Origin of the sequence: Microbacterium sp. 4R-513 (assembly GCF_011046485.1) — a bacterium.
In the GTDB taxonomy this organism is placed as follows: domain Bacteria; phylum Actinomycetota; class Actinomycetes; order Actinomycetales; family Microbacteriaceae; genus Microbacterium.
The window spans coordinates 1984162-2009822 of sequence record NZ_CP049256.1; the positions used below are offsets into that span (position 1 = coordinate 1984162).

At 70.9% G+C, this 25661-nt stretch carries 18 protein-coding genes; 9 read left to right on the forward strand and 9 right to left on the reverse strand.

Annotation, left to right across the window (positions count from 1 at the left end; genetic code table 11):
- Positions 1 to 36: 36 nt before the first annotated feature.
- From panB to G5T42_RS08650, 5 genes are all read right to left on the reverse strand, one after another.
- A complete protein-coding gene (gene panB, locus G5T42_RS08630) occupies positions 37 to 915 on the reverse strand; it encodes a 3-methyl-2-oxobutanoate hydroxymethyltransferase (RefSeq protein ID WP_165127711.1) in 879 nt (292 codons plus the stop codon).
- Positions 912 to 1307, reverse strand: a complete 396-nt coding sequence (gene panD, locus G5T42_RS08635) for an aspartate 1-decarboxylase (protein ID WP_165127713.1) — start codon at positions 1305 to 1307, stop codon at positions 912 to 914. The genes panB and panD overlap by 4 nt, the downstream gene beginning before the upstream one ends.
- Positions 1307 to 2158, reverse strand: coding sequence for a pantoate--beta-alanine ligase (gene panC / locus G5T42_RS08640; protein WP_165127715.1), 852 nt, complete (start codon positions 2156 to 2158; stop codon positions 1307 to 1309). Before panC ends, panD begins: the two co-directional genes overlap by 1 nt.
- On the reverse strand, positions 2155 to 2919 hold the full coding sequence (locus G5T42_RS08645) for a Rossmann-like and DUF2520 domain-containing protein (RefSeq protein ID WP_165127717.1): 765 nt from the start codon (positions 2917 to 2919) through the stop codon (positions 2155 to 2157). The genes panC and G5T42_RS08645 overlap by 4 nt, the downstream gene beginning before the upstream one ends.
- Positions 2920 to 3021: 102 nt before the next feature.
- The gene (locus tag G5T42_RS08650; RefSeq protein ID WP_206535596.1) at positions 3022 to 4098 is read right to left on the reverse strand and encodes a DNA polymerase IV; all 1077 of its coding nucleotides are present in this window, start codon (positions 4096 to 4098) and stop codon (positions 3022 to 3024) included.
- A gap of 119 nt (positions 4099 to 4217) precedes the next feature.
- Here G5T42_RS08650 and G5T42_RS08655 point away from each other — a divergent pair, with 119 nt between their 5' ends.
- Both G5T42_RS08655 and G5T42_RS08660 read left to right on the forward strand, forming a co-directional pair.
- The gene (locus G5T42_RS08655; RefSeq protein WP_165127719.1) at positions 4218 to 8567 is read left to right on the forward strand and encodes a family 43 glycosylhydrolase; all 4350 of its coding nucleotides are present in this window, start codon (positions 4218 to 4220) and stop codon (positions 8565 to 8567) included.
- A 134-nt stretch (positions 8568 to 8701) separates the two neighbouring features.
- A complete protein-coding gene (locus G5T42_RS08660) occupies positions 8702 to 8926 on the forward strand; it encodes a hypothetical protein (RefSeq protein WP_165127721.1) in 225 nt (74 codons plus the stop codon).
- 164 nt (positions 8927 to 9090) lie between these two features.
- Here the strand turns inward: G5T42_RS08660 and G5T42_RS08665 are convergent, their stop codons facing one another.
- Entirely contained in the window at positions 9091 to 10227 is a 1137-nt protein-coding gene (locus tag G5T42_RS08665) for a Gfo/Idh/MocA family oxidoreductase (protein ID WP_206535597.1), read from the reverse strand.
- Positions 10227 to 11030, reverse strand: a complete 804-nt coding sequence (locus G5T42_RS08670; protein ID WP_165127723.1) for a sugar phosphate isomerase/epimerase — start codon at positions 11028 to 11030, stop codon at positions 10227 to 10229. Before G5T42_RS08670 ends, G5T42_RS08665 begins: the two co-directional genes overlap by 1 nt.
- Positions 11031 to 11140: 110 nt before the next feature.
- Here G5T42_RS08670 and G5T42_RS08675 point away from each other — a divergent pair, with 110 nt between their 5' ends.
- From G5T42_RS08675 to G5T42_RS08685, 3 genes are all read left to right on the forward strand, one after another.
- Positions 11141 to 11743, forward strand: a complete 603-nt coding sequence (locus G5T42_RS08675; protein WP_165127725.1) for a TetR/AcrR family transcriptional regulator — start codon at positions 11141 to 11143, stop codon at positions 11741 to 11743.
- A 144-nt stretch (positions 11744 to 11887) separates the two neighbouring features.
- On the forward strand, positions 11888 to 14056 hold the full coding sequence (gene helR / locus G5T42_RS08680; protein WP_165127727.1) for an RNA polymerase recycling motor ATPase HelR: 2169 nt from the start codon (positions 11888 to 11890) through the stop codon (positions 14054 to 14056).
- A 159-nt stretch (positions 14057 to 14215) separates the two neighbouring features.
- The gene (locus G5T42_RS08685; protein WP_165127729.1) at positions 14216 to 14749 is read left to right on the forward strand and encodes a MarR family transcriptional regulator; all 534 of its coding nucleotides are present in this window, start codon (positions 14216 to 14218) and stop codon (positions 14747 to 14749) included.
- A 222-nt stretch (positions 14750 to 14971) separates the two neighbouring features.
- Here G5T42_RS08685 and G5T42_RS08690 read toward each other — a convergent pair whose 3' ends face one another.
- On the reverse strand, positions 14972 to 21517 hold the full coding sequence (locus G5T42_RS08690) for an SdrD B-like domain-containing protein (protein WP_165127731.1): 6546 nt from the start codon (positions 21515 to 21517) through the stop codon (positions 14972 to 14974).
- 418 nt (positions 21518 to 21935) lie between these two features.
- Here G5T42_RS08690 and G5T42_RS17660 point away from each other — a divergent pair, with 418 nt between their 5' ends.
- A complete protein-coding gene (locus tag G5T42_RS17660) occupies positions 21936 to 22340 on the forward strand; it encodes a rhodanese-like domain-containing protein (protein WP_241245748.1) in 405 nt (134 codons plus the stop codon).
- Positions 22309 to 22791 (forward strand): rhodanese-like domain-containing protein, encoded by a 483-nt coding sequence (locus G5T42_RS17665; RefSeq protein ID WP_241245749.1) that lies wholly within the window; start codon positions 22309 to 22311, stop codon positions 22789 to 22791. The genes G5T42_RS17660 and G5T42_RS17665 overlap by 32 nt, the downstream gene beginning before the upstream one ends.
- 6 nt (positions 22792 to 22797) lie before the next feature.
- Here the strand turns inward: G5T42_RS17665 and G5T42_RS08700 are convergent, their stop codons facing one another.
- Complete coding sequence (locus G5T42_RS08700; protein ID WP_165127733.1) at positions 22798 to 23814, reverse strand: LacI family DNA-binding transcriptional regulator; 1017 nt, start codon at positions 23812 to 23814, stop codon at positions 22798 to 22800.
- 74 nt (positions 23815 to 23888) lie between these two features.
- On the opposite strand from G5T42_RS08700, the gene G5T42_RS17670 reads away from it, so the two are divergent.
- Entirely contained in the window at positions 23889 to 24605 is a 717-nt protein-coding gene (locus G5T42_RS17670; protein WP_165127735.1) for a ThuA domain-containing protein, read from the forward strand.
- Positions 24575 to 25654: a Gfo/Idh/MocA family oxidoreductase gene (locus tag G5T42_RS08710; RefSeq protein WP_165127737.1), complete on the forward strand. Its 1080-nt coding sequence runs from the start codon at positions 24575 to 24577 to the stop codon at positions 25652 to 25654. Before G5T42_RS17670 ends, G5T42_RS08710 begins: the two co-directional genes overlap by 31 nt.
- Positions 25655 to 25661 lie beyond the last annotated feature (7 nt).

Consider the following 25661-nt stretch of genomic DNA (forward strand, 5'->3'; position numbering starts at 1 on the left):
CCCGGCGGGGACGACGCGCGGACCGCGTACAGCGGTTCAGGGCTCCTCGTCGAGGAGTTCGCGAAGGTGTGCGGCCTCATGCTCCGCCATCCCGTACCCGTGCTGCGGCTGCGGGTAGGCGCCCGAGCGCACCTCAGCGGCATAGGCGCTGACGCCCTCGATCATGGCCGAGCGGAGGTCGGCATAGCGCTTCACGAACCGTGCGGGGTGTCCGTCGTAGATCCCGAGAAGATCGTGGAACACGAGCACCTGGCCGTCCGTCGCGGCGCCGGCGCCGATGCCGATGACGGGGATCTGAAGCCGCGGCATGACAGCATCCGTCACCTCGCCGGGGATCGCCTCGAAGACGACGGCGAAGCAGCCGGCGTCCTGCAGGGCGAACGCGCTGCGGGCCACGGCGAGCGCGTCTTCGGCCGTGCGGCCCTGGGAGCGGTAGCCGCCGATCGCCACGGCCGTTTGCGGCGTCAGTCCGACGTGTCCCATGACGGGGATGCCGGCGGCGACGATGGCGCGCGCGCGATCGACGGTCGTTCCCCCGCGCTCGATCTTGACCGCATCGCAGCCCGTCTCCTTGACGAAGCGCTGGGCGGTCGCGACGGCCTGCTCGTCGGAGACCTCGTAGGAGCCGAACGGCAGATCGGCGACGAGGAGCGGCGTGGACAGCCCGCGGCGGACGGCTGAGGTCAGCACGAGCATCTCATCGACCGTGATCGGCACGGTGCTGTCGTACCCGAGCACGGTCATGGCCCCCGAGTCGCCGACGAGCACGATGTCGACGCCCGCCGCCTCGGCGATCTGCGCGCTCGGGTAGTCGTACGCGGTCACCATGACGATCGGCTCGTGCCGGGCCTTCTGCGCGGCGAGAGCCGCGAGCGTGACCGGCGGGCGCGCGCCCGCGGCGGGACGGGCGCTCACGTCGGCACCCCCGCGAAGCGCAGTTCCGCGACCGCCGCATCGACGTCGATGATCGCGTTGCTGCGGTCGACGTGAACCACCACCGGCGCGTACTTCTCGAGCTCCGCCGCGTCGTACTCGGCGTACGAGATGACGATGATCGTGTCGCCGTGGTGGACGAGGCGCGCGGCGGCGCCGTTGACCCGGATCTCGCCCGTGCCCCTGACGCCCGCGATCGTGTACGTCTCGAAGCGTGCGCCGTTGTCGACGTCGACCACGTGCACCTGCTCGTGTTCGAGGATGTCGGACGCCTCGAGCAGGTCGGGGTCGATCGTGATCGAGCCGACGTAGTTCAGGTCGCTGCCGGTCACGGTGGCACGGTGGATCTTGGACTTCAGCATGGTCCGTCGCATCAGGGCGACACCTCCAGGGTCCGGTTGTCGATGAGCCGTGCCGCGCCGACCCGGGCGGCGACGAGGAGGAGCGCCGTCGAGTCGATGCGGTCGAGTTCGCGCAGATCGTCGGTCGATCGCAATTCGACGTACTCGGGCTGGATCGCGGATGCCTCGAGCTCGGCGCGTGCGACCGCGATGACGGCATCCCGATCCTTGCGCCCTGCCGCGACGAGCGCTTCCGCGGCGTCCAGTGCGCGGTTCAGCGCAGTGGCGCGCCGGCGCGCGTCCTGGTCGAGGTAGACGTTGCGGGAGCTCATGGCGAGACCGTCCGGCTCGCGCACGATCGGGCAGGCGACGATCCGCACAGGCATGTCGAGATCCCGCACGAGGCGTCGGACCACGAGCACCTGCTGCGCATCCTTCTGGCCGAAGTAGGCGGTGTCTGGCGCGACGATCTGGAAGAGCTTGGTCACGACGGTGGCCACTCCGTCGAAGTGGTGAGGGCCGCGGCTCGCACCGTCGAGCACTTCCGTCACGCCGGCCACGTGGATCGTCGTCGCGAACCCCCGCGGGTAGACCTCCGTCAGGGGTGGCGCGAACAGGATGTCGATGTCCGCCTCGCGCGCGAGCGCGGCGTCGCGCTGCTCGTCGCGCGGGTAGGTCGAGAGGTCTTCGCCGACGCCGAACTGCGTCGGGTTGACGAAGACCGAGACGACCACGAGGTCGTTCTCGGCGCGGGCGCGCCGCATGAGCGACAGATGGCCTTCGTGGAAGGCCCCCATCGTCGGGACGAGGCCCACCGTGCTCCCGCTGTCGCGGGCCTCGCCGACGGCGGCGCGCACGTCGGCGATCGTGCGCATGATCCTCACGGGGCGGTCTCTCTCGTCGCCGCCAGAACGCGGGTGCGGTCCGCGAGCACGTCAAACAGGGGGAGGAGCTCGGCGGCGTGGCCCGCGACGGCCGCACGCTGCCGTGCGACGGTCGCTTCGTCGCCGCGCGCGATCGGGCCCGTGAGGGCGGATGCGGGTCCGTGCGCGGCCCAGTTCTCGACGGTGCTGCGGACGAGTGGCGCCAGGAGCGCGCGGGCGTCGCCTCGGGAGAGCCCCGCCCCGGCCGCGATCTGCTCGGCCGCGGCCTGGAGCGTGACGAGGTAGTTGGACGCGATCGACGCCGCCGCGTGGTACGCGGGCCGGGCGTCGTCGGCGATCTCGAAGGGAATCGCGCCGAGGGCCGAGGCCAGTCGGCGTGCGGTGGCGAGCGCGGCCGGAGTCCGCCCGGCGATCGCACAGCCGATCCCGTCGAAGGCCTCGAGCCCTTCGCCGCCGAGGAACGTCTGCAGCGGGTGCAGGCCGAAATCGGCACCGGACTGCGCCACCTCCGTCGCACCCGAGGTGTGCCCGATCTGCCGGCCGTCTCGCGCGTGCGCGCGGACGGCTGCCGCGATCTCGGAATCGGGCACGCACAGAAGCACCACATCGACGGATGCCGCGTCCTCACCGCGCCCGAGCGGGCCGTCGACGCGGACGCCGGCCTCGCGCAGAGCGCGAGACAGGGCACTTCCGAGTTGACCGCCGCCGACGACGGCCACGGCAGCTTCGGCGTGACGGAGCGGGGCGGGGGAGGGAGTCATCGTGGGATGTCGCGGTCCGGAGGGACGACGCGCGACGATGAAAGGGTACGCCGTTGTTGCACCCCGCTCAAAAACGGCCCGAGCCTCATCGCCGCCCTCGACTCACCAGCCGCTGCGGGTCGGCGTGTGATCGCCCCGCGCATCGTCGGGCATCGCCATCTCGAGCCGCACGCCGAGCAGCCGCAGCGGCCGCCCCGGCTCGATCCTGGCGACGAGCTCCATCGTCTTGGCGAGGATCTCGTCGCGATCGCTCGTCGTGGGGATCTTCTTGGTGAAGGTCTTGGTCAGGAAGGGCGCGTAGCGCACCTTGAGCCCCAGCCCGACCACGGGCCGGCCCTCGGCCCGGACGTCGGCGAGCACCTGGTCGAAGAGCTCGAGCGCCGCCCGCTCGATCTGCTCGGGCTCGGCGATGTCCTGCTGGAACGTCGTCTCACGGCCGTGACCGCGCGCGACCCAGGGGGTGTCGTCGACGACCGCCGACCCGTCGCCGCGGCCGAGCTGCGCGTACCAGAGTCCCATCTTGGGGCCGAACTCGCCGATGAGAGGACCCTCGTCGGCGTGAGCGAGCTCGTCGACGGTGTGGATGCCGAGACCCGCCAACCGCCGCGACACCTTGGTGCCGACGCCCCACAGCTCGACCGTCGGGCGGGCGCCCATGACTTCGAGCCAGTTCTCGCGGGTCAGGCGGAAGACGCCGCGCGGCTTGCCGAACCCGGTCGCGATCTTCGCCCGCACGAGGGTGTCGCCGATGCCGACGCTGCAGTGCAGGCGGGTGCGCGCCAGGACGGATCGCTGGATCTCGCGTGCGGAGGCCTCGGGGTCGTCGGTGCTCACGCCGACGAACGCCTCGTCCCACCCGAGCACCTGCACGACGGCTCCGGGCTGGGCGCGGAGCTCGGCCATCACCTCGTCGGACGCTTCGCGGTACGCCTCGGCGTCGACGGGGAGGATGACGGCGTCGGGCACCTTGCGAGCGGCGATGCGCAGCGGCATCCCGGACCCCACGCCGAACTCCCGCGCCTCGTAGGAGGCGGTCGAGACGACCGCCCGCTCGGTCGGGTCTCCGCGTCCGCCGACGATGACCGGCCGGCCCGCGAGCTCGGGATGCCGCAGCACTTCGACCGCCGCGATGAACTGGTCGAGGTCGACGTGCAGCACCCACGGTCGCACGGCCTCCATGCGAACAGTCTGGTGCCGGCGCCCGACATCCTGCGAGGAAAGCGTTGCACGAACGCCATGTGAGCGATAACATCCCGAACGGACCGCCCCGCCGATGTCGCGGGCGAGAAGGATGTGCAATGAAGCAGCAAGTTCTGCGCCGCGTCGTCGCCGGCGTTTCGGCCCTCGCGATCGGGTTCACGGGCGCCGTCGCGGCCATCCAGCCGGCGGCCGCGGCCGAGCCTCACCTCGTCGCCTACTACCCGCTGAACGAGACGTCGGGGACGGTGGCGACGGATGCCTCGGGCTCGGGCCGGAACGCCGTCTACGTCGGCGGCCCCACGCTCACCGGTGGCGAGGGCGCTCGGCTCGACGGCACCGACGACCACGTGAAGCTGCCGAACAACCTGCTCGCCGGACTCAGCTCGATCACGGTCAGCGCCGACGTGCTGGTGCGCGCGGCGCAGGGCACCCCCTACTTCATCTACGGGTTCGGGAACACGGATGCCTCGGGGGTCGGCAACGGCTACCTCTACTCGACCGGGAACTCGTACAAGACCTCGATCGCGACGGGCAACTGGACGACCGAGCAGACCGTCAACAGCAGCGCGAACCTCGCGCGTGACGTGTGGAAGACGATCACATACACGCTCGACGACGCGACCGACACCGCGCGCATCTACCTCGACGGCGTCCAGGTCGGCCAGAGCACGGGCGTCACGATCACGCCCGGCGCGATCGGCGGCGGTGTCACAACGGCCAACTACCTCGGCCGCTCGGTGTACAACGCCGACAAGTACCTCGCCGGCAGCCTCCGCGACGTGCGGATCTACGACTCGGCACTGTCAGCGACCGAGGTGGCCGGGCTCGCCCCGACCGATGCGACGAGGGTGCAGCGGGACGCGGCATCCCTCTCCCTCGGCAACACCAGCGGCGTGACGGCGAACCTCACGCTGCCGACGACCGCCGCGAACGGCTCGAGCGTCTCGTGGGCGTCGAGCAACACGGGAGCCGTGACGGCGACGGGTGTCGTCACGCGCCCCGCTGCCGGTCAGGCGCCCGTCGACGTGACGCTCACCGCGACGCTCACCCGCGGCGGCTCTTCGCAGACCAAGCAGTTCACGGTGACGGTGCTCCCGCAGCCGGGCGGCGAGGTGCTCGCACAGCAGGACCTCGACGCGATCGTCATCCCGAACGCCACCGACATCCGCGGCAACGTCACGCTCCCCTCGAAGGGCTCGAAGAACGGCAGCGCCATCACCTGGTCGGCGTCGCCGGCCGGTGTCATCACGACGACCGCACAGGGCGGCAAGGCAGCCGGCGTCGTCACGCGCGGGGCGACCGACACGGCCGTGACCCTCACCGCGACAGTTGCGGCCTCGGGCGTGCAGCGCGCGATCCCCGTCACCGTCAAGGCCGCTCCGGCGGGCCTCGACAAGGACTACACCGCCGGCTACCTGTGGACGCACTTCGCGGCGCAGGGCGGCTACGAGAAGATCTTCTACGGCTACAGCGAAGACGGCCTGCACTGGGAGAAGCTCAACCAGAACGCGCCGATCCTCGCGAACCTCGCGGGCGACCTCGGCGTGCGCGACCCGCACCTCGTCCGCTCGCCGGAAGGCGACAAGTACTGGATCATCGGCACGGACCTGCACGCTGAAGGCGGCGGCGCCGGCGGTTCGGGCTGGGATCAGCTCAACGCGAGCCAGAACATCGTCGTGTGGGAGTCCACCGACCTCGTGCACTGGAGCGATCAGCGCATCGTGTTCGCCGGCTTCGACCAGGCAGGGTGCGTCTGGGCGCCCGAGGCGATCTACAACGAGGCGACCGGTGAGTACTACGTCTACTGGTCTGCACGCGACAAGACCGACAACGGCACGAACGACTGGGCCCTGCGCGTCTACCTGACCAAGACCCGCGACTTCACGACCTTCACGAAGCCCGAGATCTGGCAGTCGCTCAACGCCAAGGGCGACGGCGCGACCGGCCCCAACATCATCGACACGACCATCGCGAAGGAAGGGAACGCCTACTACCGCTTCGCGACGTCGGACTGGAACACGGTCGTCGACACCGCGACGAGCCTCGACGGTCCCTGGACCACCGTGATCGCGCGGGGCGAGGCATCCGCTCACGGAATGCGGGCCTCGATGGAGGGCCTGACGGTCTACCAGCTCCCCGATGGGCGCTGGTCGGTCATGGGCGACCAGAGCGGCTACTACGCGCACACCGCGAACACGCTGGCGAGCCTGCAGTTCACTCAGCTCGGCACCGGGTCGGGCGCGAACCAGTACTCGTTCGACCAGGCCTTCCGTCACGGGTCGGTGCTGCGTCTGTCGGCCGCCGAGGAGCGGCGCCTGCTCGCGGCCTACGGCGACGAGCCGACCGATCCCGAGGAGCCCGAGCAGCCGCAGCAGAACCCGATCGCGCAGTACACGTTCGACGACGGCACGCTCGACGACTCGATCGGCTCCGCCGACCTGACCAAGAGCGGGACGGCGACGGTCGCAACCGATGCGGTGAAGGGCAAGGCGCTGAAGCTGGACGGCTCGGCGAACGGCTTCGCGTCGTTCCCCACCGGGTTCTTCGACGGCCGCAGCACCGTGACGGTGTCGATGGACGTCAAGTCCGAGAAGACGAGCGGGAACTTCTTCACGTTCGCGCTCGGCGCCGACACGGACAAGTACTACTTCCTCCGGGTCCGCGGGGGTGATGTGCGCAGCGCCATCACGCAGTCGTCGTGGCAGAACGAATCGGCCGTGACGGGCACCGTGACCTCGGGGCAGTGGCACCATCTCGACGTCGTCTTCGAGGGCGCCAAGATGACGGTCTACTCCGACGGCATCAAGCTCGGCGCCAACGAAGCGCTCAGCGCGAAGATCGGCGACCTCGGCACCAACCTCGCGGCGTACCTCGGCAAGTCGTTCTACTCGGCGGACGGGTACTTCCAGGGCTGGTTCGACAACGTGCGCGTCTACAACCGCGCGCTCTCGTCGACCGAGGTGCTGGCCAACGCGGGAGTGACCGACCAGCTGCTCGACGTCTCGCTCGCGAACCCCGACGCGCTGAAGCTCGCACCGATCGTCGACGCGGCGGCCCACACCGTCGTGCTGCCCGTGAAGAAGGGGACGGATGTCGCAGCCCTCGCCCCGACGTTCTCGACTGTCCCCGGGGCCACCGTCTCGCCGGCCTCCGGCACGACGGTCAACCTCACCCAGCCCGTGAACTACACGCTCACGAAGCCTGACGGCGGCACCGTGACGTGGAAGTTCGAGGCGCTCGTGGTGAACAGCCCCGTCCTGCCCGGCTTCTACGCCGACCCCAACATCGCGGTCTTCGGCGACACGTACTACATCTACGCCACGACCGACGGCTTCCCCGGCTGGGGCGGCAACGAGTTCTACGTGTGGAAGTCCAAGAACCTCGTGGACTGGACGCGCTCCGAGCAGCCGTTCCTGAAGCTCGACGGCGCGAACGGCAACGTTCCGTGGGCGTCCGGCAACGCGTGGGCACCCACGATCATCGAGCGCGACGGGAAGTACTACTTCTACTTCAGCGGCCACAACCCGACGTACAACCGCAAGACGATCGGCGTCGCGGTGGCCTCGAGCCCCGAGGGTCCGTTCGTCGCGCAGCCGACGGCGATGATCCTCAACAACGAGGCCGTCACGTCGGGCCAGGCGATCGACCCCGCCGCGTTCCACGACCCGGTGACGGGCAAGTGGTACCTCGCGTGGGGCAACGGGTCGCCGGTCATGGCGGAGCTGAACGATGACATGGTGTCGATCAAGGCGGGCACCTACCAGCGGATCAACGGTCTCACCGACTTCCGGGAGGGCGTCTTCCTCAACTACCGCCAGGGTCTGTACCACCTGACGTACTCGATCGACGACACCGGTTCCGAGAACTACCGGGTGGGCTATGCGACCGCGACGAGCATCAGCGGACCGTGGACGTACCGCGGCGTGATCCTGCAGAAGGATCTGTCGCTCGGCATCAAGGGCACGGGCCACAGCTCGATCATCAACGTCCCCGGCACCGACGACTGGTACATCGCGTACCACCGCTTCGGGATGCCGGGCGGCGACGGCACGCACCGCGAGACGACGATCGACAAGCTCGAGTTCGGCGCCGACGGACTGATGAAGACCGTCAAGCCCACGCTCGAGAGCGTTGCGCCGCAGACTGTGCCCTCGAAGGGGCCGAAGATCCAGGTCACGACCGCCACGCGGTGCGTCGCGGGCAAGGCGGTGCTCACCGTCACGGCGAAGAACATCGACGAGGTCTCGGCGTCGCTGTCGGTCAAGTCGGCGTACGGCACGAAGGACGTCGCGGCGCTCGCGGCAGGCAAGGCGACGTCTCAGGCGTTCACCACGCGCCTGGCGAACCTCGAAGGCGGCTCGGCCGAGGTCACGGCGACGGCGACGATCGGCGGCACGCCCGTCACGTCGACCACGACGGCGACCTACGCGGGAGCCGTCTGCGGCTGATCCCGCGCAGGTGAGAAGGGCGGCGGTGCCGGGGCGGATGCCTCGGCGCCGCCGCCTTTTCCACGCCGCTAGCGCGATGGCCCGGGGGTGTAAACCCCCGGTTCTCGCGGTCGGTCGCGTCGTACGGTCGGGCCATGGATGCTTCGCATGAGCCGACCCCGGACGGGCACGCGACCGACGACATGACCGACGAGGAGAAGCGGCGGGATCAGCTGCTCGCCGCGCCCGACGCGGTCGAGGAGGACGCGGCGCCCCGCATCGACGTGAGCCACCCCGCCGAGGGCGTCACGCGCATCGACATCCGCGACGACGCGCCGGTGCGGCCGGGCAACCCCGAGGAGCCTCCGCGGCCCAACTGATCGACAGGTCGACCACGCGCGTGCAGGACGGTTCGGCCGAATCCGTCCTGCAGATACGTGGTCGACCTGTGTCTGCGGGACCGGAACTGCGAAGGGAACGACGAACCGGCGCCGCCCGTGGGCGACGCCGGTCCGAAGAGGGACTGCTCAGGAAGAGGGATGCCTCAGAGAGTCGACGCGAGCGGATCGAAGTCCGCTGGGATCGAGCCGACCTCGTCGAGCGTGCTCTCGACCGGCACGAACGTGCGCTGCTCGACGGCCTCCTCGATCGACAGGAGCGTGTCGAGCACGTGGTAGCCGAATCGGCCCGTCGCGACGTGGGGGCGACCTGCGCGGATGGACCGCGCCATGTCGAGCAGGCCGAGGCCGCGACCGGCGAGGACGCCCTCCTGCGGAACGTCGATGACCTCCTGCACGACGGGAGCCGGCGGCACGACGGCTTCCTTGAGCGGACGCGTGATGGTGATCGCGCCGCCGAACGTGTTCGGGTCGGGGATGACCATCGTGCCCTCGGTGCCCGTGATCTCGACGACGCCGTGGCGGAACAGCGGCGAATCGACGCTGTAGAGGCTCTGGGCCTGCGCGCCCTGCTCGAAGGCGATGAGTGCCGACACCGTCGACGGGATCTCGACGGGGAAGTCCTCGCCGGCCTGAGGACCGACCTGCACCTGGCGTGTCTCGGAGCCCTTGAGACCGAGCGCGGCGACGGCGGCGACCGGTCCGAAGACGTGGATGAGAGCCGAGACGTAGTACGGGCCCATGTCGAGGAGCGGTCCGCCGCCGCGGGCGTACAGGAATCCGGGGTTGGGGTGGAAGATCTCCGGGCCCTGCCACTGGAAGCTCGTCGACGCGACGAGGGGGCGGCCGATGTCGCCGCGCGCGATCGCCCGCTTGGCGGTCTGGATGCCGGGGCCGAGGACCGTGTCGGGGGCGAGGCCGACGCGCAGGCCCGCGGCATCCGCCTTCTCGAGCATCCCGAGCGACGATTCGCGGTCGACACCGATGGGCTTCTCGCTCCAGACGTGCTTGCCGGCGGCGAGGATCGCCTCGGACACCTCGACGTGCGTCGCAGGGATCGTCAGATTGACGACGATCTCGATGTCGGGGTGGTCGAGCACGACGTCGACCCCGCCCGCCGAGGGAACGCCGTACTTGGCGGCCTGCTCACGTGCGCGGTCTTCGAGGAGGTCGCCGATGGCGAGCACCCGCACGTCGGGGAAGCTCGTGAGGTGGGTGAGGTACTGGTCGCTGATGTTTCCCGCGCCGATGAGGCCGACGCCGACGGGACCCGACGACGCCATCAGCGGACGATCCCGTCGAGGTAGACGCGGCTCTTCTCGATCGCGTCGTAGAGGTCGCCGTTGTAGTGATCGAACTCGACGATCGCGAGCTCGAGTGCGGGGGCCGCCTCGATGGCCTCGGCCAGCGGCACGACGCCCTCGCCGGCGGGCACCTGATCGGCCGGGGGATAGGCGGCGAGGGCCTCGGCGTCGAGCGTGCCGTCCTTGGCATGAACCGCGACCACGCGGTCGCCGAGGCGCTGCAGGAGCTCGACCGGGTCGACTCCGCCCCGCTGAACCCAGTACAGGTCGACCTCGAGCACGACGCGCGGGTCGAGGAGGCCGGCGAGCACTTCGAGGCCCGTCGTGCCGTCGAAGGTCGCCTCGAGCTCGTGCGCATGGTTGTGGTAGCCGACGCGGATGCCCTCGGTCGCGCCGATCTCGGCGGCGGCGTTGAGCAGGCGCGCGGTCTCTTCGATCTGCTCGACCGACTGCCAGCGCTCGGGCGCCGTGTAGGGGTCGATCACGATCTCCATCCCGAGCGTCTTCGCGGCGGCGAAGACCTCGGCCGGAGGCGGCACGGGCAGCGAGGTTCCGCTGCCGTCCGGATTGACGAACGACTCGGACGCGAGGAACGCGTGGCCCGATGGCGCCGCGATGCCGTGCGCCGTCAGCGCCGCGGCGAGGGGCTCGGCGCGACGGACGAAGTCGTAGGGCTCGGCGGCGGTGAAACCGCGGGCGGCGACCTCGGCCAGGGTGCCGTCGAGGTCGCTCTCGAGCGCCTCGCGGAGGGTGAACAGCTGGATGGACGTGAGGACCGGCATCGGTCAGCGCTCCTAGATTCGGCGATGAAAGGGACGAGGCATCCGCTCGTGCACGGTCAACGTAGCACAGAAAACCTCCGCGTGGAGGTTTTTCCGGATAGGATGCCGACATGACCGACGATGCCCCTCCGGCCCGTTCCCGCGGGTCGTATGCCAAGGGCGTCGCACGCCGGCAGGAGATCCTCGACCGGGCGATCGAGGTGTTCGCCGAGCGCGGGTCCGACAAGACGAGCCTGCGGTCGATCGCGCAGGAGGTCGGGGTGACGCACGCCGCGCTCACCCACTACTTCGGGTCACTCGAGGAACTGCTCGTCGAGGTGTACCGCGAGTCGGAGAGGCGAGGCGACAGGCTCGATCCGCATCCCCCCGAAGCGACGCCGATCGCGATGATGCAGGAGTCCGCGCGGCGCAATCGCGCCGTCGCAGGCCTCGTGCAGCTCTACTCGACCCTTGTGGCGGCCGCGCTCGAAGAGGGGCACCCGGCCGCACGGGAGTTCGCCACCACGCGCTTCGCAGTGCTGCGCCACGACATCGCCGAACGTGTGCGGATCAACCAGGCAGAGGGCGTGCTGCGCGACGATGTCGACCCCGAGGCGGTGGCGGCACTCGTGATCGCGGCATCCGACGGCCTGCAGACCCAGTGGCTGCTCGACCCGGACGCTCCGCAGGACGCGGCGCTCGCGCTGCTGGAGAAGCTGCTCGCGCACCCCTGAGCGGGCTCCCCTTCCCCTTCCATTTTACGGGCGGGACGGGGGCTTGCGGCAAGGGCCCCCCGAGGGGGCAGAATCGATCCCCGCTTCGCTCTCGGCGCGCCCATCGGCCGCGTCGCTGAGCGTCCTCGGAAGTGGAGCCACCCCATGACACCCCTCACCACCAGCGCCTTCGACCTGCCCCCGAACCTCGCCGCCAAGGCGGACCCGGCTCTCATCGAGACCGACGAGCGCCACTTCGTCGCGATCGCCGAGAGCCTCGCGGAGACCCTCGCCGAGCTCTCCGAACGACTCGACGCCCTCCGTCTCCTGCCCGGCGGCAAGGGGCAGGCCGCCCTGGAACGCGACCTCGAGATCCACCGCGTGAGCGCACGCCTGCGGGCTCTGCGCCGCTTCAGCCTCGACCTGTGCCTCGGGCGCATCGTGCCCGAGGGCGGCGGAGAGCCCGTGTACATCGGACGCTTCGGGTTGACCGACAGCGCGGGGCGTCGCCTGCTGGTCGACTGGCGCGCGCCCGCGGCCGAGCCCTTCTTCGCGGCGACGCACGCCCACCCCCAGGGCCTGGCGAGCCGCCGGCGCTATCGCTGGGGAAGCGGCCGGGTGCGTGACTACTGGGACGAGGTGTTCACGCCGGCGGGCCTCGAGTCCCAAGCCGCGCTCGATGACCAGTCGGCCTTCATCGCGAGCCTCGGAGCCGACCGGTCGGCGCGCATGCGCGACGTGCTCGGCACGATCCAGGCCGACCAGGACGCGATCATCCGCGCGGGCTCCGAGGGCGCGCTCGTCGTCGACGGCGGGCCGGGTACTGGCAAGACGGTCGTGGCGCTGCACCGCGCCGCGTACCTCCTCTACGCCGACCCCCGCCTCGGCGAAGGGAGCGGCGGCGTGCTCTTCGTCGGACCGCACGAGCAGTACCTCGCCTACGTCTCGGACGTCCTGCCGAGCCTCGGCGAGGAGTCCGTGCAGACCTGCATGGTGCGCGATCTCGTGCGGGAGGGTGCGGCGGCGCGGCCCGAGGCCGACCCGGTCGTCGCTCGGCTCAAGGCCGATGCGCGCATGGTCGACGCCATCGAGCCGGCCGTGGCCCTCTACGAGGAGCCGCCGACGAAGGCCCTCGTGATCGAGACGCCGTGGACCGAGCTCGTTCTGACCCCGGACGACTGGGCTGAGGCGTTCGCCTCGCCGGAGCCCGGCACGCCGCACAACGAGGCGCGCGACCAGGTGTGGGAGACAGTGCTCGAGATCCTCGGCGACCAGGTGGGCGAACGGCTCGGCGACGACGACGCCCCGCCGCCGCACCAGCTGCGCCGTGTGCTCGCCCGCCACGAGGAGCTGTCCCGCGCCTTTCAGCGCTCGTGGCCGCTGATCGAGGCATCCGTCGTCGTCGCCGACCTGTGGTCGGTCCCCGCGTACCTGCGCCGCTGCGCTCCGTGGCTCACGGCCGGCGAGGTCGCGCTCCTGCAGCGGACGGATGCCTCGGCCTGGACCGAGTCGGACCTCCCGCTCCTAGACGCCGCCCGCCAGCGCCTGGGTGACCCGGCCGCCTCCCGGCGCCGGCAGCAGCGCGAGGCGACGCTCGCGGCCGAGCGGGCCGAGCGCGAGCGGGTCGCCGACGAGCTGATCGCCGCAGACGACTCCGAGATGATGATCATGACGATGCTGCGGGGGCAAGACTTCGTGAACTCGCTGGACGACGAGTCCGGGGTCGTGCGGGCCGACGCGGACCTGCTGGCGGGTCCGTTCGCGCACATCATCGTCGACGAGGCTCAGGAGCTGACCGATGCGCAGTGGCGGATGCTGCTGAGCCGCTGCCCGTCGCGCAGTTTCACGATCGTCGGCGACCGCGCGCAGGCGCGGCACGGCTTCACGGAGTCGTGGGAGGAGCGACTCGCCGGGATCGGACTGCGAGATGTCTCGCTGGCGGCGCTCACGATCAACTACCGCACTCCCGAAGAGGTCATGGCGGCGGCCGAGCCCGTCATCCGCGCTGCGATCCCCGATGCCAACGTGCCGACATCGATCCGTGCGGCGGGTGTGCCCGTCCGCTACGGGCCGGCGTCGGAGCGCGACGCGATCGTCGCGGAGTGGCTCGCCGCGCACGCCGAGGGCGAGGGGGTCGCGTGCGTCATCGGCGATCCGTCGTTCGGCGATTCGGCGCGCGTGCGCTCGCTCGACCCCGAGCACGTCAAGGGCCTCGAGTTCGATCTCGTGGTGGTCGTCGATCCCGACGACTTCGGCGGAGGGATCGAGGGCGCGGTCGACCGCTATGTCGCGATGACGCGGGCGACGCAGCAGCTCGCGATTCTCACGAGCTGACCCCCGTCGTCTTCGCGGGGTCGAGGCATCCGTCGACCGCCGCACTTTCCTGCGAACGCGGCGTCGCCCGACGGGGCGTTCGCAGGAAAGTGCGGCCCTCGAGACGGCCGGCCCGTGCGGCGCGTGCCCCGGTGCGCACGGAACAAGTACGGTCGAAGCATGGCCGTGCGGGATGACGAGGTCGATCTGCTCATCGACGCGTGGTCGCAGCGGCTGCCCGACGTCGACCTCACGCCCCTCGACGTCATGTCGCGGCTGCGTCGCGTCGCGGCACGCCTCGCTCGCCTCCGCGCGAGCGCGTTCCGCACGGCGAAGCTCGCGGCATGGGAGTTCGACGTGCTCGCGGCCCTCCGCCGCGCCGATCCGCCGCACCAGCTCGCGCCGGCGCAGCTCATCGAGCGGACGATGACGAGCAGCGCCGGCATGTCCGCGCGGCTCGCAAGCCTCATGGAGCGCGGCCTCATCGAGCGCAAGCGCAACCCGAACGATGGGCGCAGCATCCTGGTCCGCATCACCGACGAGGGAACGACCCGGGTCGACCTCGCCATGCGCGAGCTCGTGCGACGCGAGGAGGAGGCGCTCGCCGAGCTGTCGCCCCGCGACCGCGCGACCCTGATCGAGCTGCTGCGCGTGCTGATGGACGACGTGCCCGACGCGGGCGACGGGGAGGACGCCGAGCCCGACGTGGGCTAGCGGTAGCTCGGGGATCGCGGTCGTCAGCCCGCCGTCGACGAGTGCGGTCGAGGGCACGCGCGCCTCCCGCGCGATGCCGCGCAGGCTCACACCGAGTCCGGGAGGATCGGATGCCGCGACTGCCTGCATGCAGACATTCGATCAACCGCGCACTCCGCGCCGCAACGACTCGGCGGGATCGGCTCGCCGGGCGTCAGACCTCGTTCCGGCTCCCCCGGCGTATCAGGATGAGCAGTGCGCCGCCGACGACGAGGAGAAGCGCGAAGGCGAGACCCGACCACGGTGCGCCGAGACCCGTCGGGGGAGCCCGCCCGAGGCTGCCGGCGGACTCGACGGGGGAGCGGGCGGGGCGTTCAGCTGCACGCTGGACTCGCCCGACTCGACGGTCAGACCTTCGGCGCCGCCGAAGGCCGTCGCGGTCGCGGTGTCGCCGATGCGCCCGCGCTCGTACGCCGTCGGCGACACGATCATCGTGGCGTGGCACGTCATCGACTCGCCGGGTGCGAGCGTCGTCTGCGGGCAGGCCGGCGGTGCCGACAGCACATCCTCCGAGAACTCCTGGTTGTCCTCGACGGCGACGTCCGTGAGGGTCAGCGTGCCGGTGTTGGTCACGACGAAGCCGTAGACGATGACCTGCCCGGCCGCCGTCAGGCGCGTCGCATCCGCCGTCTTGACGATCGTCAGGGAGCGGGTCTGACCCGTCACCGGGATGGAGACGTCGTCCGGCTCCGACACCACCTGGGCGGCATCGCCCGGCGGCGAGCCGTGGGCCGTCGCGGTGTCGTCCAGTCGGCCGTTGTCGAGATCGGCCTGCGTCACGGTGTAGGTCGCGGTGCACGTCGTCGTCTGGCCCGGCGCGAGGGTCGTCTCCGCGCAGACGGGGTCGGCGTCCAGAGCGCCCGCCGGTGGCGCCTGGACATCGGCGACCCCCACGTTCGCGAGGGTCAGGGTGCCCGTGTTCGTCACGTCGAACGAGTAGCCGACGACCTGACCGAGCGTCGTGATCTCATCGGTGTCGGACGACTTCACGAGCGCGATCGACGCCGACTGGTCCGTCACCGGGATGCTGACGGCGTCGGGCGTCGAGCGCACGCGGAACGCGCCGTTCGGCGGGGAGCCGACCGAGGTCGCGGTGTCGTCGATGCGCCCGTTGTCGACGTCTGCCTGTGTCGCCGTGTACGTCGCGGTGCAGGTCGTCGAGGCGCCGGGGGCGAGCGTCGTGACGAGGCACGTGGGTGCGGCGTCGAGCGTACCGGCGGGCGGCGTCTGCACATCCTCGACTCCAACCTCCGTGAGCGTGAGGTCGCCGGTGTTGGTCACCACGAAGGTGTAGGTCACGACGTCGCCGACCGCCGTGATCTCCTCGAGGTCGGCCGACTTCTCGATCGAGATCGACGGCACCTGGCCGGTCACCGGGATCGACACCTGATCGGGTGCCGAGACGACCGGAGCCCCGTCGTCGGGCGGGATCCCCTGCGCCGCGGCGGTGTCGTCGACGCGTCCGTGGTCGAGGTCGGCCTGCGTGACGGTGTAGGTCGCCGTGCACGTCGTGGACTCCAGCGGCTCGAGAGTCGTCTCGGGGCACGTCACGGGCCCGTTCAGCGATCCGGCGGGGGCGAGCTGCTGATCGCTGACGACGATGTCGTGGAGCGTCAGTTCGCCCGTGTTCGTCACGAGGAACGAGTACGTGACGATCTGGCCGACCTCGTCGATCGTCGTGCGGTCCGCCGTCTTGTCGAGCGTGATGCTCGCGGTGGCGTCGACCGGGATCGACACGGAGTCCTCGGGGGACACGACAGGCGCCGCCGCGCCGGGGGGTGTTCCCGTCGCCGTCGCCGTGTCGTCGACCCGGCCGTGGTCGAGGTCCTCCTGGGTGACGGTGTACTCGGCCGTGCAGGTCGTCGAGGCACCCGGCGCCAGCGTCGTGACCGGACAGTCGACGGGCCCGTCGAGCGGCCCCGCGGGAGCGAGCGGCACGTCTGTCACGAAGACGCCGGTGAGCGTGAGCGTGCCGGTGTTCGTCACGAGGAACGAGTAGATCACCGTCTGCCCGAGGGCATCGATGGTCTGCACGCTCGCCGACTTGTCGAGGGCGATGGACGCCGTCTGCCCCGCCACCGGGATCGACAGGTCGTCCGGAGCCGACTCGACCACGCCGCCGGCGGGCGGCGTCCCGATGGCGCGCGCCGTGTCGTCGACGCGCCCGTGGTCGATGTCGGCCTGCGTCGCCGTGTAGGTCGCTGTGCAGGTCGTCTGCGCTCCGGGCGCGAGCGACGTCGCGAGGCACACGGGCTGCGCGTCGAGCGCTCCGGCCGGCGGTGCCTGGACGTCGTCCACGGATACCTCGCTCAGGGTCAGGTCGCCCGTGTTCGTCACGAGGAACGAATAGGTCACGAGCTGTCCGACCGCCGTGAACTCCGCGCGGTCGGCCGACTTCTCGATCGAGATCGAGGGCACCTGGCCCGTCACGGGAATCGAGAGGTCGGCGGGCTCGGACTCGACGGCGGGTGCGTTTCCGGGCGGGTTGCCCGCAGCGGTCGCCGTGTCGTCGATCTTTCCGTTGTCGATGTCGGCCTGCGTCACGATGTACGTGGCGCGGCACGTGGTCGACTCTCCCGGTGCGAGCGTCGTGCTGTCGCAGACGGGCGCCGCGTCGAGGTCTCCCGCAGGCGCGATCTGCACATCGGTCACCGAGACGCCGGTGAGTGTCAGATCGCCCGTGTTCGTCACCTCGAAGGAGTATCCGACGACCTGGCCCGCGGCGGTGATCTCGTCGGTGTCGGCCGACTTCTCGAGCGCGATGGATGCCTCGGCATCCGTCACGGGGATCGAGAGCGCGTCCGGCTCCGACTGCACGAGCGGCAGGCCACCGGGCGGCGTGCCGAACGACGCGGCGGAGTCGTCGACTCTGCCGTTGTCGATGTCGGCCTGCGTCACGGTGTAGGTCGCCGTGCACGTCGTCGTCTCACCGGGGTCGAGCGTCGTGTCGGCGCAGACGGGCGCGGCGTCCAGCGCTCCCGCGGGTGGTGTCTGCGTGTCTGTCACCCCGACGTTCGTGAGTGCGAGCTCGCCGGTGTTCTCGACGAGGAACGAATAGCCGACGACCTGGCCCACCTCGGTGATCTCGTCGGTGTCGGCGGACTTGACGATGCTGATGTCCGCGAGCGGAGTGGCGGCGAGGTCGACGTTCATGTTCATGAAGCCGGCGGGCAGCAGCGGATCGAGAAGGCCGCCGGGGTCGGCCGCGGCCTGTGGCGGCTGGTTCCCGCCCGTGATCGAGCCGTCGGCCGAAGTCGTGTAGGCGAACGTGACCGGGGCGCTCGTGAGCCCGCTGACGGCGGGCTCGGGCGCAGCGGTGTTCTTGTTGCCCTGGCCTTCGCCGATCGCCATGTTGGTCGACGAGCCGTTGCTCAGCACCTGCGTGCCGTCCAGGGGTGCGCCGTCGCCGAAGGCGGAGGCCGGGATGCGGGCTCGATAAGTGCCCGCTTTCAGCCCCGACGCGACCCAGCGCCCGCCGGCGTTCGTCGTCGGGGTCTGGACGACCCCGCCGTTCGCGTCGAGGATCTCGATCGGCACACCGGCCACCGGCTCATCGCCGCTGTCGAACACGCCGTCGGCGTTGCGATCGAGCCACACGAGGTCGCCCATCGTGAATCCGGGCATGAGCACGTACGGCTCGTTGGATGGCAGCGGCTGCTGCGCGAACGTCCCGGAGAAGATCATCGAGCGGTTCACGTAGAGCCCGTCGAGCACCGTGTCGCCGTCCACGACCGACGGCGTGGCCGTCGACGGGAGGAGCGCCCGCACCGACTGGCCCTGGGCGAGCGGGGTCGACGACACGAAGCGCACCGCCGTCACCGCGCCGAACCCGGCGCCGGCCGTGATCTCGGCGGCGGTCTGCCAGAGCCCTCCTGCGGCGGCGGGGTCGGCGTTGGTCGCGTCCCGCGCATCGTGGGAGATCGTCGCGGGTGCCGCCGTCGCGTAGTACCAGGTCCCCGGCACGTTGCCCGTCGCGCCGGTCGTGTAGGTCGGCTGCGCGAGCGCGCCCGTGATACCCGTCGTGCCGGTGTAGTCCGAGTCGTACTGGTCGCGCTTGGAGAGCGATCCGTCGGCTCCGTCGCCGTTCCACGGCAGCACGTCGATGAGGTCGGGGGCCTGGAACGGGATCGCCGTGGTGGTGTTGGACCAGTCGATGCGCCACGTGAAGGTCTGGCCGACGCCGATGAGCGGACGATCGACCGACTTCTGGATGGCGAGCTGTCCGCTGCCGTTGATGGTGATGAGTGCAGATCCCGTCGCCGTGGGCGCGTCGGGGGTCGTGATCGACACCGGGTTGGTCAGCTGGGCGCCCGGGTTGGCGAGCGTCGAGACGCGGGTGCACACCGTGAAGGGCGGGAGGTTGTAGGGCACCCCGCTCTGCGGGATCGTCACATCGCCGTAGCTGAACGTCGCCTGGCGATTGACGGGGTTGTACGCGAGCGTGACCCCCGCGGGCAGCGCGTTCTGCGTGCAGGTGACGTCGATCTCGAGGTTCGCCGGAAGCCTGTCGGTCACGACGACCTGGTTGACGATCCCGCCGGGACCGCCCGCGAAGATGACCGGACGGACGGTCCAGGGGACAGCGTCGCCCGGCAGGTACTGGGCCTGGGGAGCGCTCTTGGAGACGCTGACCCGATACGGATTGAAGGCCAGGAGCGCCTCGCCGGTCGACCAGTTCTCGGCTTTCGTCGGGTCGGTCCAGCCGCCCTCGTTGATCGACCGAACTCCCGCCGGTATCTCCTGACCCGCGTTCGGACCGCCGTTGTAGATCGACCGCGCGGTGAGCACGAATGCCAGGCGGAGGCTCGACGAGGGCGGGAGGAATGTTGTGGGGTTGATCGGCCGCATCCGCACCATGTTCACGGTGTCGCGCCAGTTCGCTCCGAACGAGGTGGGATCCGATGCCCACGTGTACGGACCGGGCACCTGGTTGCCGATCGATGCGGCGGCCTTGAGATCCGTCGAGTTGAACGGGTACACGCCGTTGACGGGCGGGCCCGCCTGGGTGTTCGTCGTGTTGGGGCCGATCGCGTATTCGAGGAGGTAGCCGGCGGGCGCGGCGGGGAGGCTTGCGATCTGCCAGACCGACACGTCGAAGACGTCGACGAGGATCGGATTCACCACCGTCGTCTGGGCGTCAGTGTTGAGTACGACCTGTGTGCCGGTGGTGCCGCCGGCATTGGCCTCGGGGGTGCAGCATCCGCCGAGTGTCGACCAGTAGCTCTTGCCGCTTCCCGGGATACCGGGGGCGGGCGGCCGTACCTGGAGCGGCCCGATCGAGGTGACGTTGTTCCCCGACGCCGTCGTGCCGTTCCACCCCGGCTCGAAGCCCGGGGTGGCGGACGTCCCGTAGTTCAGGTTGCCCCCGGCATCCGTGTAGCCCTGCGTGTTGATGACGGAGTTCGAGACGGGGATGTTCCCGGTCGGGATGGGCTCGCCCGGGTCCCAGGTCGGATCGATCAGCCGATACGCGTCCTCGAGCGGCAGGAACCATCGGACGTGATAGCCGCTGGTCTGCTGCGAGGACATCCCCTGGATCGTGAAGGTCGTGCTGCTGCCCGCGGGAGTGCCTTGGGTGGGACACGTCATCGTCCCGGGCGTTGCGCCGATCCCGGTTCCGCCGCCGTTCTGAGTGGGGCCGCACGAGTCGAAGATCGCTCCCGGGATGCTGAGCTGGTCCGTGAAGGTGAGCGGTGAGGTCAGTCCCGTCTGCCCGCGCAGGCCCCCCGTCGGGGAGAAGACGATGAGGAAGGCGAGCAGGTACCCCGTCCGGGACTGGCCGTTGATCGTCCGCGTCGTCGGCGTCGCCGTCGACCCGAAGTTGCTCTTCGAGACATCCCACCGGGGGAGACCTGTCACCTGCACATCGGGGTTGGTGACGACATTGGAGGCGATGGCGTCGCCGCCCGCCGCGCGCGCGGTTGCCACCAGGCGGAAGTGCGAGTTGTTGATCGAGTTGCCCAGAGGCGTCACCGGCACCTGCACGATGCCGACCGCGGAGGTGAAGGTGCCCATGTTGCAGTGCAGTGTGACGGTGCCGTCGGGGTTGTTCGTGATGTTCGAGGCCGGCGATACACCGGTGGTGAGGCATCCCGTCGGCAGCCCGCCCGACTGCGGCCCTGTGAACTGGAAACGCGCCCCGTCGGCACTCGAGGCGGTGATGTCGAGCACGACGTTCGTGACCGAGCCGCCCGTCGGCAGGCCGGTGAGAGACACCGAGAAGAGCTGCGTCGTGGAGTCGTTCGTGCGGACGAGGCAGTTGGCGGCGCTGGAGTCGAGGCCCCCGCCGTCGGTCGCGTCGAAGGGCGGCGTTCCGGTCGTGATGAGTCCCTGGCAGGCGTTGTCCTGCGGTGTCGGCACGACCTGGATGGCGGCGAGCGGCTGCATGCCGGCATCCAGTCCCGTCACCTGGGTGGCACCCGTGATCGTGAACGGGACCGTCGCCCCCTGCTGGGGCTGGCCGGGCGCGGGAGCGCCCGTCGAGGCGAAGTCGTTGTCGCCCGCCCGGGTGGCGGGAAACGTGAACTGCACCGGAGCGGTGGCCCTCACGACGAAACCGCCGTCGGCGACGTTGGCGAAGCTGTAAGCGCCCTGCGCGCTGCTGGTGGTCGTGGCGATGACAGCACCACCGGGCGAGCTCACGAGTTCGACGGTGACGCCGGACTTCACCAGCTCGCCGGCGTCGCGCACCTGGTTGCGGTTCGTGTCGGCCCAGACGACGCCGGACACGAGGCTCCCGGGTCCGGCGGCCGCGGGGGGGCGCGGCGGCGAAGGTCCCCGCGAGCAGAGCGAGCGCCGCGATCACCGCGGTCACCCGCCGCGTGCCGACCCTTCCCCAGTTCTCTTCTTTCGCAGTCGCTGTCCCGCCCGAACGGTTCACGGCCACTCCCCACAGATCCGCTCCCCCGAATTGCAGGCGTCGCGCCGGTCGTCCTGCGCGACGGCCTCACGCTAGCCCTGGACCGAAAGCGGGATCAAGAGGAAGCGCGCCGCGCGGAGCCCTCGCTCGCCCGTCGAGGGTGAATTGACGGGCGATCCGTCCTGCGCGGCGCGCCCCGGCGGGGGTTTGAGTCGTCTTCTTTCGTCACGTTGCCGGATGTTTCGCTGTCCCGCGCGCGGCCGCGCAGACCCCCGAGAGACTCGTGCCATGCCGCACCTGATCAGTCCACGAGACGTGCAGGCCGAGCTCGATTCCGGCCGCACCGTGCGCTTCCTCGACGTGCGCTGGAGGCTGGATGCGCCGGAGGGCCGGCCGGCGTATGTGACCGCGCACCTGCCGGGTGCCGTGTACGTCGACCTCGAGCGCGAGCTCGCCAAGCGCGGGTATCCGGAGGAGGGCCGGTATCCGCCGCCGGACCTCCCCGCGCTCGAGCAGTCGGCGCGACGCTGGGGCATCGACGACGGCGACCTCGTCGTCGCGTACGACGACAACGACGCCGTCGCGGCGGCGGCGCGCGTGGTGGCTTCTCCGGCGCCGCGGCGTCGACATCCGGGTGCTCGACGGTGGTCTGCGTGTGTGGGTGGCGAATGGTCTGCCGCTCGAGCGCGGTGACCGTGCGCCGCGACCCGGCACCGTGCACCTCCTCGATGCCGATCCGGGAGCGGCGACGATCGACCAGGCGGCCCGCGCCCCCATCGAGGGGCATCTCGTCGACACCCGCGCCCCGGAGCAGTACCGCGGGATCACCACGGGCCTCGATCCGGTTACGGGTCATATCCCCGGCGCCATCAACGTGCCGGCGATCACGCACATCCTCCGGGACGGCACCTTGCGCTCACCCGACGAGATCCGCGCGGCGTTCGTCGCGGCCGGTGTCGACCTCGACAGGCCCATCACGCTGTACTGCGCGGCCGGGATCGGCTCGGCGCATACGGCGCTCGCCCTCGCGCACGCCGGAGTCGAGACCCGCGTGTACACCGGCTCGTGGAGCCAGTGGGCGCGCTCGTCCACCCGGCCCGTCGCGGTGGGGCGGACGCCGTCCGACGCACTGCAGGTCTGGTAGCGCGCCTCAGGCGGCTGACGTCGAGCGTCGAACGACGAGCTCGGTGGGCAGCTCCACCTGCCGGTCGGCGAGGGGTTCTCCTCGTCCCAGCCGATCGACGAGGTCGACGGCGAGGGCGGCCATCTCGTGGATCGGCTGCCGCACGGTGGTCAGCGGCATGCCGCCCGGCGGCCGAGGGTCGTCGTCGAAGCCCATCACGCCGATGTCGTCGGGAACGCGGCGCCCCGAGCGCAGCACGGCCGAGACCACGGTGTGCGCGACGGCGTCGTTGACGGCGAAGACGCCGAGCCGGGCATCGGCCGACAGGGCGACGAGCCGATCGATGCCGGCGCGCGACACCCCGCCGATCCAGTCCGCGTCGATGACCTCCACCTCCGCCCCGGGGGCGAGCCGTGCGAGCTCCTCGCGGAAGCCCTGCTCGCGAGCACGCCCGAACCGGTAGCGCAGGGCGCTCGTCGCGAAGACGAACCGCTCGTAGCCCTGCGCCACCAGGTGATGCGCGGCATCCCTCCCGCCCTGGCGATTCGTCGCGCCGACCGTCACGACCCCGGGCTCGGTGTCCGCGCGCGGGTCGAGCACGACGCTCGGGACGGCGAAGTCGGCGATGAGGTCGAGCTGGCGCCGAGTCGGCGTGATGATGGCGAAGACGACGCCGGACGAGCGCCGCGCCGCGATGCGGCCGGGCCAGTCGTCGAGGGGGTCGTCGCGCTCCTTCGTGAGGACGAGGTCGTAGCCGAGCGCGAAGGCGCGTTCGTGGGCGCCGACGATCACCTGGTGGCTCCACGGTCCGCCGAGGCCACCGAGGACGAGCTCGACGAGGCGCTGGTCGGTCTGCGCCCGGCGGCCGCGCGCGGTGGTGTCACGGTCGTACCCGAGCCGGGCCGCCGCGTCGAGGACGGCGCGTCTCGTGGCCGGCGAGTAGTCGCCGCGCCGCGAGAGGACGCGCGAGGCGGTGCTCGCCGAGACGCCCGCCGCTTGGGCGACATCGACGAGCGAAGCGCGCCGGTCCGTCGTGTCGCTCACTCACCCATTTTTGCGCAGTATTCGGACGAGGGATGCCGCGGCCTGGCATCGTCGGGTGCCGGAGGTGGTGATCGATGACGACACCGACAAGAAAGGCCCTCGTCGTTCGCGGGGGATGGGACGGGCACAAGCCGGTCGAGGCGACGGAGCGGTTCCTCCCGTTCCTGCGCGAGAACGGCTTCGACGTGCGCGTCGAGGAGTCGACGGAGGTCTACGCGGATGCCGCGGCGCTCGCCGCGACCGACCTGATCGTGCAGTCCGTCACGATGTCGGAGATCTCGCGGGAGGAGCTCGGGGGCCTGCGGTCGGCCGTGGAAGCGGGCACGGGACTGACCGGATGGCACGGCGGCATCGCCGACTCGTTCCGCGCATCGTCGGACTACCTGCAGCTCGTCGGCGGCCAGTTCGCTACGCACCCCGCGGTGGGTCCCGGCGTGGAACGCGCGGAAGGCGAGGAGAACTATCGCGACTACGTCGTGGAGTTCACCGAGCTCGGGCGGCGGCATCCCATCACCGAGGGCCTCGAGAACTTCACGCTGCGCACCGAGCAGTACTGGGTGCTCTTCGACGAGCTGAACGACGTGCTCGCGACGACGACCCACCCCGCCGAGCCCGAGCAGCCGTGGCATCGCCCACACACCTCGCCGGCGGTCTGGACCCGCGAGTGGGGAGCCGGTCGCATCGCGGTGGCGACGCCCGGCCACAGCCTCGACATCCTGGACCACCCGAGCGTCCGCACCATCATCGAGAGGGGGATGCTGTGGGCAGCGCGCACCGCATCGGCGTCGTAGGACTCGGCTTCATCTCGAAGGTCTATCTCGAGACGCTCACCGCCGCGCCGGACGTCGAGATCACCGCCGTCGCGGACCTCGATCGTTCGAGAGCGGATGCCGCGGCCGACGCCCTCCCGTCGGCACGCGCGCGCTCGGTCGACGAGCTCCTCGCCGCCGACGATGTCGACGTCGTGCTCAACCTCACGATCCCCGCGGCGCACGCCGACGTCGCGCTCGCGGCGATCGCGCAGGGCAAGGACGTCTACGGCGAGAAGCCGCTCGCCGCCGCGTTCGCCGACGCCCAGGAGATCCTGCGCGCCGCCGAGGCCGCCGGCGTGCGTGTCGGCTGCGCACCCGACACGGTGCTCGGCACGGGCCTCCAGACCGCACGCGCCGTCGTGGACGCCGGCGAGATCGGCCGGCCCATCGCCGCGACCGCACAGATGGTGACGCCGGGACACGAGCGGTGGCATCCCAACCCCGACTTCTACTACCAGCCCGGCGGCGGACCCCTGCTCGACATGGGTCCGTATTACGTCACGGCGCTCGTCCAGCTCCTCGGACCCGTCGAATCCGTCTTCGGCGCGGGCAGCCGGCTGCGCTCCGAGCGCATCATCGGGGGCGGTGCGCGTGCCGGCGAAGCGGTGCCCGTCGCCGTCGACTCGCACGTGACGGGCATCCTGGAGCACACCTCCGGCGCCCTCTCGACGATCACCACGACGTTCGACGGCACCGCAACGAAGGCCCCGCCCATCGAGGTGCACGGCGAGAACGGCTCACTTGGCGTGCCCGACCCCAACCACTTCGACGGCGAGGTCTCGCTGCACGAGCTGGGCGGCACGGGCTGGGCACCGGTGTCGCCGCGCGCCGGCGTCCCGGGCGGTGCCCGCGGGATCGGCCTGCTCGACCTCTTGCGGGCCCCCGACGGTGTGGCCCCGCGCGCCTCCGGCGAGATGGCTCTGCACGCGCTCGAGATCATGACCGGGCTGCTGGACTCCGCGGCATCCGGCTCCCGCGTGACCCTCACGACGACTGTCGAGCGCCCGCCTCTCGTGCCGCTCCCGTGAGTCCGGG

Excerpts from the sequence above, each read along its gene's own strand:
- panD (WP_165127713.1), bottom strand. The coding sequence starts at position 1,307 with ATGCGACGGACCATGCTGAAGTCCAAGATCCACCGTGCCACCGTGACC.
- G5T42_RS08645 (WP_165127717.1), bottom strand. The coding sequence starts at position 2,919 with ATGACTCCCTCCCCCGCCCCGCTCCGTCACGCCGAAGCTGCCGTGGCC.
- G5T42_RS08650 (WP_206535596.1), bottom strand. The coding sequence starts at position 4,098 with ATGGAGGCCGTGCGACCGTGGGTGCTGCACGTCGACCTCGACCAGTTC.
- G5T42_RS08655 (WP_165127719.1), top strand. The coding sequence starts at position 4,218 with ATGAAGCAGCAAGTTCTGCGCCGCGTCGTCGCCGGCGTTTCGGCCCTC.
- G5T42_RS08660 (WP_165127721.1), top strand. The coding sequence starts at position 8,702 with ATGGATGCTTCGCATGAGCCGACCCCGGACGGGCACGCGACCGACGAC.
- G5T42_RS08665 (WP_206535597.1), bottom strand. The coding sequence starts at position 10,227 with ATGGCGTCGTCGGGTCCCGTCGGCGTCGGCCTCATCGGCGCGGGAAAC.
- G5T42_RS08670 (WP_165127723.1), bottom strand. The coding sequence starts at position 11,030 with ATGCCGGTCCTCACGTCCATCCAGCTGTTCACCCTCCGCGAGGCGCTC.
- G5T42_RS08675 (WP_165127725.1), top strand. The coding sequence starts at position 11,141 with ATGACCGACGATGCCCCTCCGGCCCGTTCCCGCGGGTCGTATGCCAAG.
- helR (WP_165127727.1), top strand. The coding sequence starts at position 11,888 with ATGACACCCCTCACCACCAGCGCCTTCGACCTGCCCCCGAACCTCGCC.
- G5T42_RS08685 (WP_165127729.1), top strand. The coding sequence starts at position 14,216 with ATGGCCGTGCGGGATGACGAGGTCGATCTGCTCATCGACGCGTGGTCG.
- G5T42_RS17660 (WP_241245748.1), top strand. The coding sequence starts at position 21,936 with ATGCCGCACCTGATCAGTCCACGAGACGTGCAGGCCGAGCTCGATTCC.
- G5T42_RS17670 (WP_165127735.1), top strand. The coding sequence starts at position 23,889 with ATGACGACACCGACAAGAAAGGCCCTCGTCGTTCGCGGGGGATGGGAC.